The organism is Streptomyces sp. Y20 (genome assembly GCF_043195475.1).
GTDB lineage: Bacteria > Actinomycetota > Actinomycetes > Streptomycetales > Streptomycetaceae > Streptomyces.
The window spans coordinates 164,057-180,638 of the sequence record NZ_JBIDDP010000009.1 but is presented as its reverse complement, the minus strand read 5'-3'; the positions used below and the strand labels follow the sequence as shown (position 1 = coordinate 180,638).

The following is a 16,582-nucleotide window of genomic DNA, read 5'->3' as shown; positions in this document are numbered from 1 at the left end:
GGACTCTCCCGCCGCCCCGGTGCTGTTCCGCCGTCCTGCCGCTGCCGTCCCGGTGCCCGGAAGCCGTCGCGACCCGTCGGCGCCGGGCGGTCACGGAACGCGCCGGGCGGGCCGGGGCCCGTCGCCACGCTCCGTGACCGCCCCACCCCCGTCCGGGTGGTCCGGCCCCGGGGCGCAGCTGGCCCACGGCTTCCGGGACGTACGCTCGGTTGGTAACGGTCCTCAGACGCAAGGGAGTTGATGGTGCCGACAGCAGTGGTGGTCGGTGCGGGGCCAGGGATCGGGAAGTCCGTCGCCGACCGGTTCGCGCGGGCGGGCTTCTCGGTCGCGGTGATCGCGCGCCGCAAGGAGACCGTGACCCGCGTGGCCGCGGAGATCGGAACCGGTGGCCGGAAGATCCTGGCGCTCACCGCCGACAGCACGGACGAGACGGCGCTGCACTCCGCGCTGGACCGGGCCGCGGAGGAACTCGGGCCGATCGACGCGGCCGTCTACAACGCGGCCCTGATCCGCCGGGACGCCCCGGGTGAACTCGGCGCGCGGGGGCAGCTGGACGCCTGGGCCGTCAACGTGGTCGGCGCGCTGAGCACCGCCGTCCGCGTGACTCCGGGCATGGCCGCCCGGGGGCAGGGATCGATCCTGTTCACCGGCGGTATGCCCCGTCCCGATCCGGGGTACATCAGTCTCGGCCTCGGCAAATTCGGGCTCCGCACCCTGGTCGGTCTGCTCGATGCGGAGTACGGTCCGGCAGGTGTCCACGTGGCCTCGGTGACCGTGCCCGGCGCGGTCGCTGCCGGCACCGCCTTCGACCCCGACGACATCGCCGAGCACTACTGGCGACTGCACAACCAGCCCCGGGACGCCTGGGAGCACGAGGTCGTGCACGGCGGCGCCCCCGCGGCATAGCGGCGGCCGATCAGCGGCCCCGTCCGGGGCAGTGCGCACGGAACCGCTCCCGTCCCGTTGTCCGTTCTGGACCTGGTGGCCCTCGGTGAGGGGAACACCGCGCACCAGGCGCTGGCAGCCTCCCAGCGGCTCGCCCGCCTGGTCGAGTCCCGCGGATTCCTGCGGTACTGGGTCGCGGAGCACCACTCCATGCCCGGCATCTCCAGCAGCAGCCCCGCCGTGATCCTCGCCCACCTCGCGGCCCACACCCGGCGGCTGCGGCTGGGTTCGGGCGGCGGAATTCATGTGCCGGAACATCGCAGGCTGCGGAGGTTCACCAACTGACGCATTTCGCACGGCTGTTGGAGGGAGAGACGGCCGGGTTCGCCGGCGGCCGCCCCCCTGGCCGGAGGGGTCGCCGGCCCCCTCTCCGCCGGGCGGGGAGGGGGCCGGAAAGGGTCCGCCCGGGATCGAAGTTGGCCAGGGATCACCCCTCGTCATTTGACCGACCCGGCCATCACCCCCTGCACGAAGTGCCGCTGGAACGCGAAGAACACGACCACCGGCACGATCAGCGACAGGAACGCGCCCGGCGCCAGCACGTCGATGTTGCTGCCGAACTGCCTGATCTGTGACTGGAGTTGGACAGTCAGCGGCTGGGCGGAGCTGTCGGCGAAGAGCAGGGCGACCAGCATGTCGTTCCAGACCCACAGGAACTGGAAGATGGCGAGCGAGGCGATCGCCGGACGGCCCACCGGCAGCACCAGCCGGGTGAAGATGCGCCACTCGGTGCCGCCGTCCATCCGGGCCGCCTCCAGCATCTCCTTCGGCATCTCCGCGAAGTAGTTGCGCAGCAGGAACACGGCGAAGGGCAGGCCGTAGGCCACGTGGAAGAGGACGACTCCGGGGATGGTGCCGAACAGGCCGAGCGCGCCGAAGAGTTTGGCCACCGGCAGCAGGCCGATCTGCACCGGCACCACCAGCAGGGCCACCACGAGCAGGAAGAGGGGCTCGCGCAGCGGGAAGTCCAGCCAGGCGAAGGCGTACCCGGCGAGGGCCGCGATGACGACGACCAGGGTGGTGGCCGGCACGGAGATCAGCACGGTGTTCCAGAACGCCTGGGTGATGCCCGCGTTCTTCAGCAGGGCCGTGTAGTTGTCGAGGGAGAGCCGGCCGGGGTCGGCCAGGGCGGTCCACCAGCCGCCCCGGGCCGTGTCCTGGGCCGAGCGCAGGGAGGAGAGGAACAGTCCGGCGAGCGGGGTCAGCCAGACCAGCCCGATGACCACCAGGAAGGCCTGCACCAGGCCGCTGCCCAGGCCGCGCCTGATCGCGTTCATCGCTGACTCCTTCGGAAGCGGCGGACGTTGAACACCATCGCGGGGACGACGAGGAGCAGCAGCAGGACGCCCAGGGCACTGCCCAGACCCTGGTTGTTGCCGCCGCCGAACGACACCAGCCACATCTGGGTGGCGAGGACGGTGGCGTCCTCCTGGACCGGGCCGGGCGCGATGACGTAGACGAGGTCGAAGACCTTCATCACGTTGATGACGAGGGTCACGAAGACCACGGTGAGCACGGGCGCGAGCAGCGGGACGGTGATCCGGCGGAAGATCTGCCACTCGTTCGCGCCGTCCATGCGGGCGGCCTCCAGGGCGTCACGCGGGAGGGTGGAGAGGCCGGCGCCGATGAGCACCATGGCGAAGCCGGTCCAGATCCACAGGTAGGCGCCGATGATGGCCGGGGTGACGAGGGTGGGGCCGAGCCAGGAGACACCCTGGTAGGGCGGGGCGAAGTTGGTGGCGGGCAGCCGGACCGTGTACGAGCCGTCGCGCAGGCCGGTGAAGCGGAACGAGCCGTCGGCCGCGGTGGCCGTGCTCGCGACCGTCCTGCCGTCGCGTACCGCCTCCACCCTCATCCCGGGCAGCCCGCTCTCCCGCGGGTCGACCTTGCCCTGTTCGCCGCCTCCGCCGGGGGTGAAGTCCAGGTAGACGACGCCGCGCAGGTCGCCGGGGGCGGCCTTGGTGCCGGCCGCGGCGGCCGCGGGTGCGGCACCGCGTGGCAGGTCACCGGGCAGGACGCCGACCATCGGGAGGGTCACCGTCTCGCCCGGAGTGGCGCTCGTGCGGTAGGAGCCGTCCCGGTCCTGGGTGAGCACCCCGGTGCGCCCGCGGGCCGTCGGGTACGTGGAGGTCCCCTCGAAGGCGTCGTGGACGGAGACGACCGCGGCGTTCAGCACGCCCTTGTCCGGGTCCGCGTCGTAGGCGAGGCGGAAGATGATGCCGGCGGCGAGGAAGGACACGGCCATCGGCATGAAGAGCAGCAGCTTGAAGGCGGTGGCCCAGCGGACCTTCTCCACCAGGACGGCCAGGATCAGGCCGAGCCCGGTGAGCAGGGCGGGGGCGACGACCACCCAGACGACGGTGTTGCGGATGGCCTTGAGGGTGGCCGGGTCGCGGAACATCTCGGCGTAGTTGCCGCCGCCGACGAACCGGGTGCCGGAGGCGTCGAAGAAGCTCCGGCCGACGGAGAACAGCACCGGGTAGACGACGAGCGCGCCGAGCAGGAGCAGCGCGGGGAGGACGAAGAGCAGGGCGATCAGCCCGGCGCGCCGCCGGCCGCGGCGCACGCGCGCCGGGCCGGCGGCGGCCTGCGGGCCCGCCTGCTGTTTCTCGACAGTGGTGGCGGTCATGGCGTGGCTCAGTTCCGGTAGGCCTTGGCGGCGGCGGACTCCAGCTTCGCGGCCGTCCCCTTGGGGTCGGACGGGTCGCGCAAGAAGTCCTGGAGGAGCTTCCACTCGCCGGTGCCCTTGGTGCCGCCGAAGGCGGCCGGTGCCTGGTCGGACATGTCGAAGCGGACCGAGTTCCCCGCGCCGACGAGGGACTTGGCGGTGGCGCGGGTGACGTCGTCGCCGTACCGGTCCAGGCCGAGCTTCCTGTTCGGTGACAGGAAACCGCCCGCCTTCGCCCACACGGCCGCGGCCTCGGGGGTCGCCAGGTACTCCAGCAGCTTCATGCCGGCCTTGGCGTTCTTGGCGTCCTTGAGGACGACCGCCGCGTCACCACCGCTGACGACCGGTGCGCTGCCGCCGCCGACGGCGGGGAAGGGGAAGAAGTCCGCGTCCTTGCCGATGGCCTTCCCGTACTGGTCGTGGGCGACGCCGGCGACGAAGTCGCCCTCGTAGACCATGCCGGCCTGGGGCTTGGGGCCGAAGACCTTCTCCACGGAGCCGGGGAAGTCGGTGTTCAGGGCCTCGTTCCGGCCGCCCGCGACGAGCTGCTTGTCCTTGAACAGCTTGCCGAGGGTGGTGAGGGCCTGCACGACGCTGGGGTCGGTCCACTTGAGCGTGTGGGCGGCGAGGGCGTCGTACTTGTCGGGGCCGGCCTGGGAGAGATAGACGTTCTCGAACCAGTCGGTGAGGGTCCAGCCGTCCTGTCCGGCGACCGCGAAGGCGGCGAGCCCGGAGTCGGAGACGGTGTGCCCGGCCTTCAGCATCTCGTCGTACGTCTTCGGCGGCCGGACCCCGGCCGCCGTGAGCGCTTCGGGGCTGTACCAGACGGTCGACTTGTGGGCGGCCTTGAAGTAGAGGCCGTACAGGGTGCCGTCGACGCTGCCGTACTTCTTCCACACGGGGGCGTAGTCGGCGTCGACGGTGCGCCGGGCGTCCGGCGAGAGCGGCGTGAGCCAGCCCTTCTTCGCGAACTGCTTCAGGACGCCGACCTGCGGGACCATCACGACGTCGGGTGCGTTGCCGCCCTCGATCTTGCTGCCGACGACGGTGGAGACGTTGTCGCCGGTGGACACGAACTGTGTTCTGGCGCCGGTCTTCTCGGTGAAGGCGTCCAGCACCTTCTGGAAGTTCTTCTGTTCACTGCCGGACCAGACACCGGCCACGGTGACCGTCTGGCCGTCGAGGGCCTTGTCACCGCCGCCCGCGGAGACCGGTCCGCCGCCGCAGGCGGTGGCGCCGAGGGCGAGTACGAGGGCGGTGCAGCCGGTGAGCAGGGTCGTGCGTCGTCGCATCATCGTTGACGGACCTTTCCGTAGGGGAAACGGCGGAGGATCAGAGGTCGCTCAGCCACCAGGCGGCCGTGGAGCCGGGCAGGACGCCGGGCGGGCAGGAGCCGTCGCTGGAGAGCAGGGGGGTGCCGGGGACGGGCGCGGGGGTGGGGGCCGTACCGAAGTTGACGGCGCAGACCAGGCCGTCGCCGCGGACGAAGCCGAGGACGCCGGGCGGGGTGTCGAGCCAGCGCAGGGCGCCCTCGCCGAGCTGGGGCAGCGAGTGCCGCAGCTGGAGTCCGTCGCGGTACAGGTGCCAGAAGGAGCGGGTGTCGGCGAGGGCCCGGTCGGTGGCGTACTCGGCGAAGTACGACGGCTGGGGCAGCCAGGGTCTGGCGCCCTCCGCGCCGGAGGTGAAGCCGAACGGTGAGGCCTGCCCGGACCAGGGCAGCGGCACCCGGCAGCCGTCGCGGATGCGGGCGCGGCTGCCGGTGCGCCGGAAGATCGGATCGGTGAGCACGTCGTCGGGCAGGTCGACGACCTCGGGCAGGCCCAGTTCCTCGCCCTGGTAGATGTACGCGGCGCCGGGCAGCGCCAGCATCAGCAGCGCGGCGGCGCGGGCGCGGGCGGCGCCCAGGCCGCTGCCCTCGGTGGCGGGTTCGCCGTAGCGGGTGACGGTGCGGACCTGGTCGTGGTTGTTGAGGACCCAGGTGACGGTGGAGCCGGTGCCGGCGATGTCCTGCATGGCCTCCGAGATGACCTTGCGGAAGGCGTCGGCGTCCCAGGCGGCGCCGAGCAGGTCGAAGAAGAAGGCCTGATGGAGTTCGTCGGGGCGGACGTAGAGGGCGTGTTCGCGGGCGGTGGGGACGGAGACCTCGCCGACCAGGAGGCGTTCGCGGCCGTCGCGGCCGGTGTACTCCTCGCAGACGGCGCGCCAGTGGCGCCACACCTCGTGCACCTCGGGCTGGTTCCAGGCGAGGGGGTTGACCGAGTCGCGGGTGCGGGCGTCGGCCCGCGGGTCGTCGGAGTCGGGCAGCGCGGGGTGCTTGTACAGCCCGGCGGCGACGTCGATGCGGAAGCCGTCCACTCCCCGGTCGAGCCAGAAGCGCAGGACGCGTTCGAACTCGGCGGGCACCTCGGGGTCGCGCCAGTTCCAGTCGGGCTGTTCGGGCGTGAACATGTGCAGGTACCACTGGCCGGGGCGGCCGTCGGGCTCCGTGACCCGGGACCAGGCCGGTCCGCCGAACATGGCGTGCCAGTTGTTGGGCGGCTCGCTGCCGTCGGGGCCCCGGCCGTCGGCGAAGTGGAAGCGGGCGCGGGCCGGGCTGCCGGGTCCGCCGGCCAGGGCGGCGCGGAACCAGGGGTGCTCGCTGGAGCAGTGGTTGGGGACGATGTCGAGGAGCACCCTGATGCCGAGCCGCCGGGCCGCGGCCATCAGCAGGTCGAACTCGGCGAGGTCGCCGAAGACCGGGTCGACGTCGCAGTAGTCGGCCACGTCGTAGCCGTGGTCGTGCTGCGGCGAGGGGTAGAACGGGCTCAGCCAGATGCCGTCGACGCCGAGCTTCTTGAGGTACGGGAGCCCGGCCCGGACGCCGGCGAGATCGCCGATGCCGTCGCCGGTGCTGTCCAGGAAGCTGCGGACGTAGACCTGGTAGATCACGGCGTCCCGCCACCAATGATGCCTGTTCAACCCTGTGGAACCTGTCTCTGAAAGGGGGCTGTTATGCATGCATGTTAGGTAGGCGAAGCGCGGAGGTGTCAACGAAGTGACCAGAAGCTACTGACCAGTTGCCGGGATGAAAGCGGGCAAATCACCGCAGATTAAACGCAGTCGTGATGCCTGCGTTACCTAACACGTAACTAGCGACGGGCGATGGCGTCGAGTTCGCGCGCCAGTCGGCGCACGGCCTGCCCGGGCGTCTGCCGCCCGGTGAGCGCGTCCTGCACGACCGCCTGCACGGCCAGGCTGACCTGGTCGTAGTGCGGGCTCCGGGGGCGCGGCCGGGCGGTCACGACCGCGGTGCGCAGGGTCGGCAGGTAGGGGAACCTGCGCACCAGCGCGGGATCCTCGTACAGTGCGGCGCGCACCGGCGGCAGCGCGCCCCGCACGAGCACCTCGCGCTGGACGGGCGCGCTGGTGAGGTAGGCGATCAGCCGCGCGGCGGAGTCGGGGTGCCGGGCGTGGGCGTTGATCGCGAGGTCCGACCCGCCCAGGACGCTCGTCCCCGGCCCGTCGGGCCCGGGCAGGGGTACGGCGCCGATGCGCCCGGCGACCTTCGAGCCCGCGGCCGAGGCGACGGCGTACGCGTAGGGCCAGTTGCGCAGGAAGAGCAGCCTGCCGTCCTGGAAGGCCTGCTTGGACTCCTCCTCCTTGTACGTCAGCGCCTGCTTCGGTATCCAGCCCTCGCGGACACCGCGGGCGAGGAAGCCGATGCCCTCGCGGGCGGCGGCGGAGTCGACGGTGACGCGCCTGCCCTCTCCGCCGAGGATCGTGCCGCCCGCCGAGTACACGGCCTCGGCCGCGTTCACGGTGAGCCCCTCGTAGGGCAGGAACTGGCCCGCGTAGCCGCCGAGCCCGTACTTCGGAGCGATGGTCCGCGCGTCGTGCTCCAGTTCGGCCCAGGTGCGCGGCGGCGGCACGCCCTCCTTCGCGAGGACGTCCTTGCGGTACAGGAGCAGCCCCGCGTTCGTGACGTACGGCACCGCGTACAGCCGGCCGCCGTACGTCGCCGTGTCCACCACCGGCGGCAGGAAGCTGCGCAGCGGGAAGCGGTCGCGGGGCAGCGGGCTGATCCAGCCGGCCGCCGCGAACTCCGAGGTCCAGTCCACGTCGATGTTGAGGACGTCGAACCGGCCCCGGTCGCCGCCGCGCAGGTCGGTCGTCATCTGCGCGTGCGTCTCGTCGGCGGAGTCCGGCAGCTCGACGAGGGTGACCCGCTCCCCGGGATGGGTGCGGTTCCAGCCCCGCAGCAGCGGGCCGAGATAGCCGGTGAGGTCCCCGGCGGTGGCCAGGGTGAGCGGGCCGCGACCGCCGCGGGCGGCCTCGTCGGCGCGGGCACCGGAGGCCACGTACCCCGCCATGATCACCACGAGGACGAGAAGGCCCCTACCGGCGGCGCGCATCCACCGCATAGGTTCCTCCCTGTACACCGGCACCACGGGCGTCTTCGCCCGGGGACAGAGGCCATGTATACCTGTTAGGTATGCGCGATACTAGGGCCTGGAGCACATGCGGCAGACAGGAGGACAGCACGCGTGCGTCTGCCCCTCCTGGCACTCCTCGCCCGCGGCCCGGCCCACGGCTACGAGCTGAAGCAGGACCTTGAGCAACTGCTGGGCTCCGCGTACCCTCAGCCGAACGTCGGCCAGGTCTACGTCACCCTCGGCCGCCTGGAGAAGTCCGGGCTGATCGAGGGCGAGGACGTCGAGCAGTCGAGCCGGCCCAACAAGAAGGTCTACCGACTCACCGAGGCCGGACGTGAGGCACTGCACGTCTGGTTCGAGGAGACCGAGGACGAGCCGCGGGTGCGGGACGAGTTCTTCATGAAGCTCGCCCTCGCCCCGCAGACCGGCCTCGCCGACCAGATCGCGCTGATCAACCGGCAGCGGCGCCAGTACCTCAACACCATGCGCGTCCTGTCGAAACTGGCCGCGGCCGAGGACCGGGACAACCGAATCGCCCATCTGCTGATCGAGGGCGCGATGCTGCACCTCCAGGCGGACCTCGACTGGCTGGAGCGGTGCCAGGAGGAACTGGAATGAGCGAGCACGCCGCCCCCGTGCTGCGGGCCGAGGGCCTGGTGAAGACCCACCACGGCGAGGGCGCGCCCGCGCGTGCCGTGCGCGGCGTCGGCCTGTCCGTGGCGCGCGGCGAGTTCGTGGCGATCACCGGCCCGTCCGGTGCGGGCAAGTCGACGCTGCTGCATCTGCTCGGCGGACTCCAGCGGCCGGACGAGGGCAGCATCTGGCTCGACGGCCGGTGCACGGACTCCTTCGGCGAGGCCCGGTGGGCGGTGGAGCGCAGGAAGTCCATCGGGATCGTCTTCCAGTTCTTCAACCTGGTGTCGAACCTGTCGGTCGCCGACAACGTCGAGCTGCCCGCGCTGCTGGCCGGTGTGCCGCCGAGGAAGGCCCGCGCCGAGCGCGCGGACCTCCTCGCCGAGCTGGGCCTGGAGGGCAAGGAACGCAGCATGCCGGGCGAGCTGTCCGGCGGCGAGCAGCAGCGGGTCGCGCTCGCCCGGGCGCTGGTCAACCATCCGCCGCTGCTGCTCGCGGACGAGCCGGCCGGCAGCCTCGACAGCAAGGGCACCCGCGAGGTCATGCGGCTGCTGTCCCGCTTCCACGGCCGCGGGCAGAGCATCGTCCTGGTCACCCACGACGCCCGGCTGGCCAGCGCCGCCGATCGGGTGATCAGTTTCTTCGACGGCCGCATAGCCGACGACGCGACCCTGGACGGCACCCCGTCGTCCCGGCGCGGCGGCATCTCCGCCGTACTGGAGCTGAGGGACTGATGGACCGACCGCGCACCCGCCCGCCGGCGGGACACTCCCGCCCGAGCCGCCCGGGACCGACGGGGCGGCCGCCGGCGCGGGCCGGGCTGAGGGGCTGAGACGGGTGCGGGCCGCTCTGCGCTGGGCGCACTCCGATCTGCGCACGCACCGCGGCGAGGCGCTGTTCCTGGTGCTGGCGACCGCCGGCATCGTCGCCTCGCTGCTGTTCGCCACCGCCCTGGTCGGGTATGCCACGAACCCCTGGCAGCGGACCTTCGCCGAGGCGCGCGGGGCACACGTGTGGCTGCACACCACCCCGGCCGCCGACGCGCGCGCCGTGGCCCGGCTGGACGGCGTCACCGCGGTCGCCGGCCCCTACCGCACCGAGTCCGCCACCGTCGCCGCCCGCGGCGCCCGGGCCGCCGTGGAGCTGCGTGGCACCCCGCGGCCGCCCTCCGTCGGCCGGCCGCTGCTGACCGCCGGGCACTGGCTGGACCCGGCCGTGCCGGACGGCGTGGTGCTGGAGAACAGCCTGGCCCGAGCCCTGCTGGCCGAACCCGGAGACACCCTCACCCTGCCGGGCACGGCCCGCACCCTGACCGTCGAGGGCGTCGCGGACAGCGCCGAACCCCCCTACCGCCCGGGCGAGCAGCCGGGGCTGGTGTGGGCGCTGCCGTCCGCGGTACGCGCCCCCGGCGGCCAGGTCGTCGGGCTGCGGCTCGACGCTCCGGGCGACACGGACTACGCCGTGCAGCGCGCCGTGACCGTGCTGGGCGCGGGCGTGGTCGGCGAGGTCTCGACCTGGCAGCAGGCCCGCGCCGCGGCGCAGGGCGAGAACCGCCTGCTGGGCCAGGTGCTCGGACTGTTCGGGCTGGGTGCCCTGATCGCCGCCGGGTTCGCGGTGCACGGCGCGATCGCCACCCGCATCCGCGGCCATCTGCGGGACCTGTCGGTACTGAAGGCGATCGGCTTCACCCCCGGCCAGGTCGTACGCATCTTCCTGCTCCAGCATCTGGCGTACGCGCTGCTGGGCGCCGTGGCCGCGGCGGCGCTCACCGAGGCGCTGGGCAGCCGGGTCCCGGGACGGCTCGGAGACGCCGTGGGCGTGTGGCAGGGGCTGCCCGGGCACACCGTGGCGCTGTCGGCGGTGCCGGCGGGCGCGGTGCTGTTCATCGGCCTGACCACGGGGCTCGCGGCCTGGCGGGCGGGGCGGGTGCCGCCGGTCCCGGTGCCGCGCCCGGCCGGTCCGGCGGGCGGCCGGCTGACCGGGCCGGCCCGGCGCGCGCTCGGCCTGCGGTTGCCGGCCGCGCTGGTCCTCGGCTGCCACAAGGCGTTCGCGGGACGCGGCCGGTCCCTGGCCACCGTGGCCCGGCTGACGCTGCCGCTGCTGCTGATCGTGGTGGCGCTCAGCGCGTGGACCACGCTCGACCGGTTCCACAGCAGCCCCGAGCGGATGGGCCTGCCCGCGGCGCTCACGGTCCACTCGGACGGCGCGCCGGCCGCGTCCGGCCTACGGGCCCTGCTGACCCGCGATCCCCGGGTCGCCGCCGCGTACCCGGGCGTCGAGGTGGCCGCGCTGGTCCCCGGGCAGACCGGGACCATCGCCCTGCGGGGCATCGGCACCCGCGCGGAGCCCTGCCCCCGCGTCCTCGCCGAGGGCCGCGCGCCCCACGGGCCGGATGAGGCGGTGGCCGGGCAGGGCCTGCTCGACCTGCTGCACGCGCGGGTCGGGGACTGGGTGCGGATGACGGTGGGCGACCGGCCTCAGATCCTGCACATCGTGGGCCGCAGCATCGAGCCGCAGAACGCCGGGCGGGTCGTGACCACGTCCCTGGACACCCTCCGCGAGAACGATCCGGGCGTGTCCGCGGCCTTCTGGGAACTGCGGCTGCGCCCCGGTGCCGACCCGCGGCGGGTGGCCGCCGCGCTCACCGCGGCCGGCCGGGGTCACCTGGACGTACATCCGGTGGCGAACCCCGCCGACGGGCTGTCCCCGCTGCGCGCGGTGGTCGCCGGGCTGATCGCCGTGCTGGCCCTCATCGGTCTGGTCGAGCTGCTCACCGCGATCGGCGGCACCGTCCGCGAGGGTGAGCGGGACGTGCTGGCGCTGCGGGCGATCGGGATGTCACCGCGGCAGATCACCGGGATCGCCGTCACCGCGACGAGCTGCACGACCCTGGCGGCGGCCGTCGCCGCCATGGCGCTGGGGCTGCCGCTGGCCCGCCGGCTGATCGACGCCCAGGGCGGATCCAGCGGGATCGGCGCCGGGATCGCCCAGTCCCCCGCGCCGGGGGTGCTGCTCCTGCTGGGCTCGGCCGCGGTGCTGGGCGCGGCGGCACTGGCCGCGCTGCCGGCGGCCCGGGCGGCCCGCCGGCGCCTCGCGGACACGCTGAGCGCGGTGGGCTGAGCCCGGCCCGGAGGAACGGTCCCGCCGGGCCGTCCGGCACCGCGGTCTCTCAGCTCCGGCCGCGCAGCTCCCGGTAGGTGGCGACGAGGGCCTTCGTCGACGGGTCGAGGCCGGGGACGTCGGCGCCCTCGGTGAGGGCGGGTTCGACGCGTTTGGCGAGGACCTTGCCCAGTTCCACGCCCCACTGGTCGAAGGAGTCGATGTTCCACACCGCGCCCTGGACGAACACCTTGTGCTCGTACAGGGCGATCAGCTGGCCGAGGACGGACGGGGTCAGCTCCCGCGCCAGGATCGTCGTGGTGGGACGGTTGCCCTGGAAAGTACGGTGCGCCACCTGCTCCTCGGCCACCCCCTCGCCACGGACCTCCTCGGCCGTCTTGCCGAACGCCAGCGCCTGCGTCTGCGCGAAGAAGTTCGCCATCAGCAGATCATGCTGCGCGGCCAGCTCACCGCTCAGCTCACCCACCGGACGGGCGAAACCGATGAAGTCCGCCGGAATCAGCTCGGTACCCTGATGGATCAACTGGTAATAGGCGTGCTGCCCGTTCGTACCCGGCGTACCCCACACCACCGGACCCGTCTGCCACCCCACCGCACTGCCGTCCCGCTGCACCGACTTGCCGTTGGACTCCATGTCCAACTGCTGAAGATACGCCGTGAACCGGGACAGATAGTGACTGTAGGGCAGCACCGCGTGCGACTGCGCGCCGTGGAAATTGCCGTACCAGATACCCAGAAGACCCAGCAGCAGCGGCGCGTTCTCCTCCGGCGGCGCGGTCCGGAAATGCTCGTCGACCAGCCGGAAACCCTCCAGCATCTCCCCGAACCGCCGCGGACCGATCGCGATCATCAACGACAGGCCGATCGCGGAGTCGAAGGAGTACCGGCCACCGACCCAGTCCCAGAACTCGAACATGTTCTCCGGATCGATACCGAAGGCGGCCACCTTCTCCCCGTTCGTGCACAGCGCCACGAAATGCCTCGCCACCGCCTTCTCGTCCCCGCCGAACGCCTCCAGCAGCCAGGACCGCGCCGACGTGGCGTTCGTGATCGTCTCGATCGTCGTGAACGTCTTGGACGCCACGATGAACAACGTCTCGGCCGGATCCAGATCCCGCGTCGCCTCGTGCAGATCCGCACCGTCCACGTTCGACACGAACCGGAACGTCAACTCCCGCGCCGCATAGGGACGCAGCACCTCGTACGCCATCGCCGGCCCCAGATCCGAGCCGCCGATACCGATGTTGACGACATTACGGATGCGCCTGCCGCTGTGACCGGTCCACTCACCCGAGCGCACCCGCCCGGCGAAAGCGGCCATCTTGTCCAGCACGGCGTGCACCTTCGGCACCACGTTCTCACCGCCGACCTCGACCACCGCATCCCGCGGCGCCCGCAACGCGGTGTGCAGCACCGCCCGGTCCTCGGTGACGTTGATCCGCTCACCGGCGAACATGGCATCACGCAACGCGAACACATCCGTCGCCGCGGCCAGAGCCCGCAACAACCCCAGCGTCTCATCGCTCACCAGATGCTTGCTGTAATCGATGTGCAGATCACCGACCTGAAGCGTGTACCGCTGCGCACGACCGGGATCCGACGCGAACAGATCCCGCAGCCGCGGCCGGCTCCGGGCATGATGCTCGGCCAGCGCCGCCCACTCGGGCGTCCGGTTGAGCCTCGTACGGCCGTCTGCGTTCATTCCCGACCTCCGCCTTCCGTCGTGCCTGTCCCAGCCGTTCCAACCTAGTTGATCAGCATGGAACGTGAGCCGGCACGATGGCGGCAGGCCGGCGCGGCGCGCCGCACACGGCTGCGGCCAGGCACCCTCGGGTACCCGGCCGGTCGGTCTCGCTAGATCTCGCCCCGCAGTTTGGCGAGCGCCTCGGCGAGGATCGCCTCGCCGTCCGCGTCGCTGCGCCGCTCCCGCACGTACGCGAGATGCGTCTTGTACGGCTCGGTGCGCGGCGGGGCCGGGGGGTTGTCCCGGTCCTGGCCGGCCGGGAAGCCGCAGCGCGGGCAGTCCCAGGTCTCGGGAACCTGCGCGTCGCTGGCGAAGCTCGGCTGCGTCTCATGCCCGTTGGAGCACCAGAAGGAGATGCGCAGACGCGGCGCGGACTCGCCGCGCTCGGCCTCGCCCATCGGCCCCGCCCCGACCCGGCTTCCTCGGATCGCGTTGCCACTTGCCACGGTCGTAACTCCCTGCGTGATGGTGCCGCGAAGCGAGTCGGCGTTTCACTTCGCCGCGAGCGCCTCAGTCTACGTAAGGCCCAACGCGCGTCCAGTGATTGGAGTTACCGGCCCCCACATCCAGACGCAAGCCCCATGATAGGCCGCGCTCTGGATCGCGTACCGAACATGGGGCTTTACGTGCGGAACGGGCGGAATGCGCTGTTCGCCGTCAGCTGTTCGACTTCATCAGCATGCCGAGGACGATGATGCACGCGAACCACAGCAGAGCGATCACGATGGTGATCCGGTCGAGGTTGCGCTCGGCGACCGAGGAACCGCCGACGGAGGACTGCATGCCGCCGCCGAACATGTCGGAGAGGCCGCCGCCCTTCCCCTTGTGCATCAGCACCAGCAGCATCAGCAGCAGGCTGAAGACGATCAGGGCGATCGAGAACCCCAAAACCACGGCTGGACCAACTTCCTCGGATTCTGATGGACGACGGGGCCGACGCTCCCGCGGGGGCTGGCAGCTCCCGTGACAGTTTCGGCCCCGCAAGGGTACGACGTATCGCCGCTACCGCCTACTCATGGCCGCGTCACTGGTCGCGGAACCGAACGATCCTGACGAACTCGTCGGCGTCCAGCGAGGCGCCGCCGACCAGGGCGCCGTCGATGTCGGCCTGCGCCATGATCTCGGCGACGTTGCCCGACTTCACGGAGCCGCCGTACTGGATGCGGATCTTGTCGGCCACGTCCTGGGAGTACAGCTCGGCGAGCCGGGCGCGGATGGCGGCGCAGACCTCCTGCGCGTCCTCGGCGCCGCAGACCTTGCCGGTGCCGATGGCCCACACGGGCTCGTAGGCGATCACGACGGTCTCGGCCTGCTCGGCAGGCAGGTCCTTCAGGCCGCCGTCGACCTGGGCGAGGGTGTGGGCGACGTGGTCGCCGGCCTCGCGGACGTCCAGCTCCTCGCCGACGCACAGGATCGGGGTCAGGCCGTGCTTGTAGGTGGCCTTGACCTTGGCGTTGACCAGCTCGTCGGTCTCGTTGTGGTACTGGCGGCGCTCGGAGTGTCCGATCACCACGAAGGTGCACTTCAGCTTGGCCAGCATCGGGCCGGAGATCTCGCCGGTGTAGGCACCGGAGTCGTGCTGCGAGATGTCCTGGGCGCCGTACTTGATCCGGAGCTTGTCGCCGTCGACCAGGGTCTGCACGGAGCGCAGGTCGGTGAACGGCGGCAGGACGGCGACCTCGACGGCCTCGTGGTCCTTGTCGGCCAGGGCGAAGGCGAGCTTCTGGACGTGCGCGATGGCCTCGAGGTGGTTGAGGTTCATCTTCCAGTTGCCCGCCATGATCGGCGTGCGGGTGCTCAAGGGTCAGTCCTCCAGTGCGGCGAGGCCGGGGAGCGTCTTGCCCTCGAGGTATTCGAGGGAGGCGCCGCCACCGGTCGAGATGTGGCCGAATGCGTTCTCGTCGAAGCCGAGCGTACGCACGGCGGCGGCGGAGTCACCGCCACCGACGACGGTGAAGCCGGCGGCGCCGACGAGGGCCTGGGCGACCGCCTTGGTGCCCTCGGCGTAGTCGGGGTGCTCGAAGACGCCCATCGGACCGTTCCAGAACACGGTCTCGGCGTCGGCGAGCTTCTGGGCGTACAGCTCCCGGGTCCTCGGGCCGATGTCCAGGCCCTCCTGGTCGGCGGGGATCTTGTCCGCGTCGACCACGGCGTGCTCGGTCGGGGCCTTGGCCTTCAGGTCCGGGAACTCCCGCGACACCACGACGTCGACGGGGAGCACCAGCTCCACGCCGTGCGCCTCGGCGCGCCGCATGTACTCCTGGACGACCGGGACCTGGTCCTCCTGGAGCAGGGAGATGCCGACCTCGTAGCCCTTCGCCTTGAGGAAGGTGTAGGCCATGCCGCCGCCGACGAGGATGCGGTCGGCCTTGCCGAGGAGCTGGTCGATGACGGCGAGCTTGTCGGAGACCTTGGCGCCGCCGAGCGCGACGACGTAGGGGCGCTTGACGTCGTCGGTGAGCTTCTTCAGGACGCCGACCTCGGTGGCGATGAGGTAGCCGGCGTAGTGCGGCAGGCGGGCCGGGAGGTCGTAGACGGAGGCGTGTCCCCGGTGCACGGCGCCGAAGCCGTCACCGACGTAGACGTCCGCGAGGGCGGCGAGCCGGTCGGCGAAGGCGCCGCGCTCGGTGTCGTCCTTGGCGGTCTCGCCGGGGTTGAAGCGCAGGTTCTCCAGGACGGCGACCTGGCCGTCGGTGAGCCCGGCGACCGTGTCCTGGGCCGACGGGCCGACGGTGTCGGTCGCGAAGGCCACGTCCGAGCCGAGGAGTTCACCCAGGCGGGAGGCGGCCGGCGCGAGGGAGAAGGCGGGGTCCGGGGCGCCCTTGGGGCGGCCCAGGTGGGAGGCGACGACCACCTTGGCGCCCGCGTCGGCGAGGGCCTTGACGGTGGGCAGGACGGCGCGGATGCGGCCGTCGTCGGTGATCGTCCCGTCGGCGAGCGGCACGTTGAGGTCGGCGCGGACGAAGACCCGCTTGCCGCGTACGCCGTCGGCGAGAAGTTCGTCGATCGTCTTCATTGAGTGGACTCCTGAGGAGGGCTCGTGGTGCACCTGATCGTAAG

At 72.0% G+C, this 16,582-nt stretch carries 15 protein-coding genes; 5 read left to right on the top strand and 10 right to left on the bottom strand.

The annotated features are described in order from the left end of the window. The first annotated feature begins 240 nt into the window (after window positions 1-240). Window positions 241-906: an SDR family NAD(P)-dependent oxidoreductase gene (locus ACGFT1_RS23460; RefSeq protein ID WP_373910904.1), complete on the top strand. Its 666-nt coding sequence runs from the start codon at window positions 241-243 to the stop codon at window positions 904-906. 57 nt (window positions 907-963) lie between these two features. Further along, a complete protein-coding gene (locus tag ACGFT1_RS23455) occupies window positions 964-1,230 on the top strand; it encodes an LLM class flavin-dependent oxidoreductase (protein WP_373910903.1) in 267 nt (88 codons plus the stop codon). A 152-nt stretch (window positions 1,231-1,382) separates the two neighbouring features. On the opposite strand, the gene ACGFT1_RS23450 is transcribed toward ACGFT1_RS23455, so the two are convergent. The 5 genes from ACGFT1_RS23450 to ACGFT1_RS23430 form a co-directional block, all read right to left on the bottom strand. Beyond that, the gene (locus ACGFT1_RS23450; protein ID WP_373910902.1) at window positions 1,383-2,222 is read right to left on the bottom strand and encodes a carbohydrate ABC transporter permease; all 840 of its coding nucleotides are present in this window, start codon (window positions 2,220-2,222) and stop codon (window positions 1,383-1,385) included. Continuing rightward, window positions 2,219-3,574, bottom strand: coding sequence for an ABC transporter permease subunit (locus tag ACGFT1_RS23445; RefSeq protein ID WP_373910901.1), 1,356 nt, complete (start codon window positions 3,572-3,574; stop codon window positions 2,219-2,221). Before ACGFT1_RS23445 ends, ACGFT1_RS23450 begins: the two co-directional genes overlap by 4 nt. A gap of 8 nt (window positions 3,575-3,582) precedes the next feature. Continuing rightward, the gene (locus tag ACGFT1_RS23440) at window positions 3,583-4,908 is read right to left on the bottom strand and encodes an ABC transporter substrate-binding protein (RefSeq protein WP_373910900.1); all 1,326 of its coding nucleotides are present in this window, start codon (window positions 4,906-4,908) and stop codon (window positions 3,583-3,585) included. A 37-nt stretch (window positions 4,909-4,945) separates the two neighbouring features. Next, entirely contained in the window at window positions 4,946-6,610 is a 1,665-nt protein-coding gene (locus ACGFT1_RS23435; RefSeq protein ID WP_373910899.1) for a glycoside hydrolase family 13 protein, read from the bottom strand. Between the two features lie 131 nt (window positions 6,611-6,741). Further along, entirely contained in the window at window positions 6,742-8,013 is a 1,272-nt protein-coding gene (locus tag ACGFT1_RS23430) for an ABC transporter substrate-binding protein (protein WP_373910898.1), read from the bottom strand. Between the two features lie 123 nt (window positions 8,014-8,136). On the opposite strand from ACGFT1_RS23430, the gene ACGFT1_RS23425 reads away from it, so the two are divergent. The 3 genes from ACGFT1_RS23425 to ACGFT1_RS23415 all read left to right on the top strand — a co-directional run bounded on the left by ACGFT1_RS23425 (window position 8,137) and on the right by ACGFT1_RS23415 (window position 11,778). Further along, entirely contained in the window at window positions 8,137-8,643 is a 507-nt protein-coding gene (locus tag ACGFT1_RS23425; protein WP_373910896.1) for a PadR family transcriptional regulator, read from the top strand. Then, window positions 8,640-9,392 carry an ABC transporter ATP-binding protein gene (locus ACGFT1_RS23420; RefSeq protein WP_373910895.1) on the top strand — a complete coding sequence of 251 codons (753 nt, stop codon included), beginning with the start codon at window positions 8,640-8,642 and terminating at the stop codon, window positions 9,390-9,392. Before ACGFT1_RS23425 ends, ACGFT1_RS23420 begins: the two co-directional genes overlap by 4 nt. Window positions 9,393-9,495: 103 nt before the next feature. Continuing rightward, the gene (locus tag ACGFT1_RS23415; RefSeq protein ID WP_373910894.1) at window positions 9,496-11,778 is read left to right on the top strand and encodes an FtsX-like permease family protein; all 2,283 of its coding nucleotides are present in this window, start codon (window positions 9,496-9,498) and stop codon (window positions 11,776-11,778) included. Window positions 11,779-11,827: 49 nt separating this feature from the next. Here the strand turns inward: ACGFT1_RS23415 and pgi are convergent, their stop codons facing one another. The 5 genes from pgi to ACGFT1_RS23390 form a co-directional block, all read right to left on the bottom strand. Next, a complete protein-coding gene (gene pgi, locus ACGFT1_RS23410; protein WP_373910893.1) occupies window positions 11,828-13,480 on the bottom strand; it encodes a glucose-6-phosphate isomerase in 1,653 nt (550 codons plus the stop codon). Window positions 13,481-13,632: 152 nt separating this feature from the next. After that, on the bottom strand, window positions 13,633-13,968 hold the full coding sequence (locus ACGFT1_RS23405; protein WP_078637775.1) for an RNA polymerase-binding protein RbpA: 336 nt from the start codon (window positions 13,966-13,968) through the stop codon (window positions 13,633-13,635). A gap of 211 nt (window positions 13,969-14,179) precedes the next feature. Next, a complete protein-coding gene (gene secG / locus ACGFT1_RS23400) occupies window positions 14,180-14,416 on the bottom strand; it encodes a preprotein translocase subunit SecG (RefSeq protein WP_356820976.1) in 237 nt (78 codons plus the stop codon). 130 nt (window positions 14,417-14,546) lie between these two features. Further along, window positions 14,547-15,323: a triose-phosphate isomerase gene (gene tpiA, locus ACGFT1_RS23395; RefSeq protein WP_373910892.1), complete on the bottom strand. Its 777-nt coding sequence runs from the start codon at window positions 15,321-15,323 to the stop codon at window positions 14,547-14,549. 3 nt (window positions 15,324-15,326) lie between these two features. Further along, a complete protein-coding gene (locus tag ACGFT1_RS23390) occupies window positions 15,327-16,538 on the bottom strand; it encodes a phosphoglycerate kinase (RefSeq protein WP_373910891.1) in 1,212 nt (403 codons plus the stop codon). Window positions 16,539-16,582 lie beyond the last annotated feature (44 nt).

Coding starts and splice junctions, on each gene's coding strand:
- ACGFT1_RS23460 (WP_373910904.1), top strand. CDS start 241: ATGGTGCCGACAGCAGTGGTGGTCGGTGCGGGGCCAGGGATCGGGAAG.
- ACGFT1_RS23450 (WP_373910902.1), bottom strand. CDS start 2,222: ATGAACGCGATCAGGCGCGGCCTGGGCAGCGGCCTGGTGCAGGCCTTC.
- ACGFT1_RS23445 (WP_373910901.1), bottom strand. CDS start 3,574: ATGACCGCCACCACTGTCGAGAAACAGCAGGCGGGCCCGCAGGCCGCC.
- ACGFT1_RS23440 (WP_373910900.1), bottom strand. CDS start 4,908: ATGATGCGACGACGCACGACCCTGCTCACCGGCTGCACCGCCCTCGTA.
- ACGFT1_RS23435 (WP_373910899.1), bottom strand. CDS start 6,610: ATGCATAACAGCCCCCTTTCAGAGACAGGTTCCACAGGGTTGAACAGG.
- ACGFT1_RS23430 (WP_373910898.1), bottom strand. CDS start 8,013: ATGCGGTGGATGCGCGCCGCCGGTAGGGGCCTTCTCGTCCTCGTGGTG.
- ACGFT1_RS23420 (WP_373910895.1), top strand. CDS start 8,640: ATGAGCGAGCACGCCGCCCCCGTGCTGCGGGCCGAGGGCCTGGTGAAG.
- pgi (WP_373910893.1), bottom strand. CDS start 13,480: ATGAACGCAGACGGCCGTACGAGGCTCAACCGGACGCCCGAGTGGGCG.
- ACGFT1_RS23390 (WP_373910891.1), bottom strand. CDS start 16,538: ATGAAGACGATCGACGAACTTCTCGCCGACGGCGTACGCGGCAAGCGG.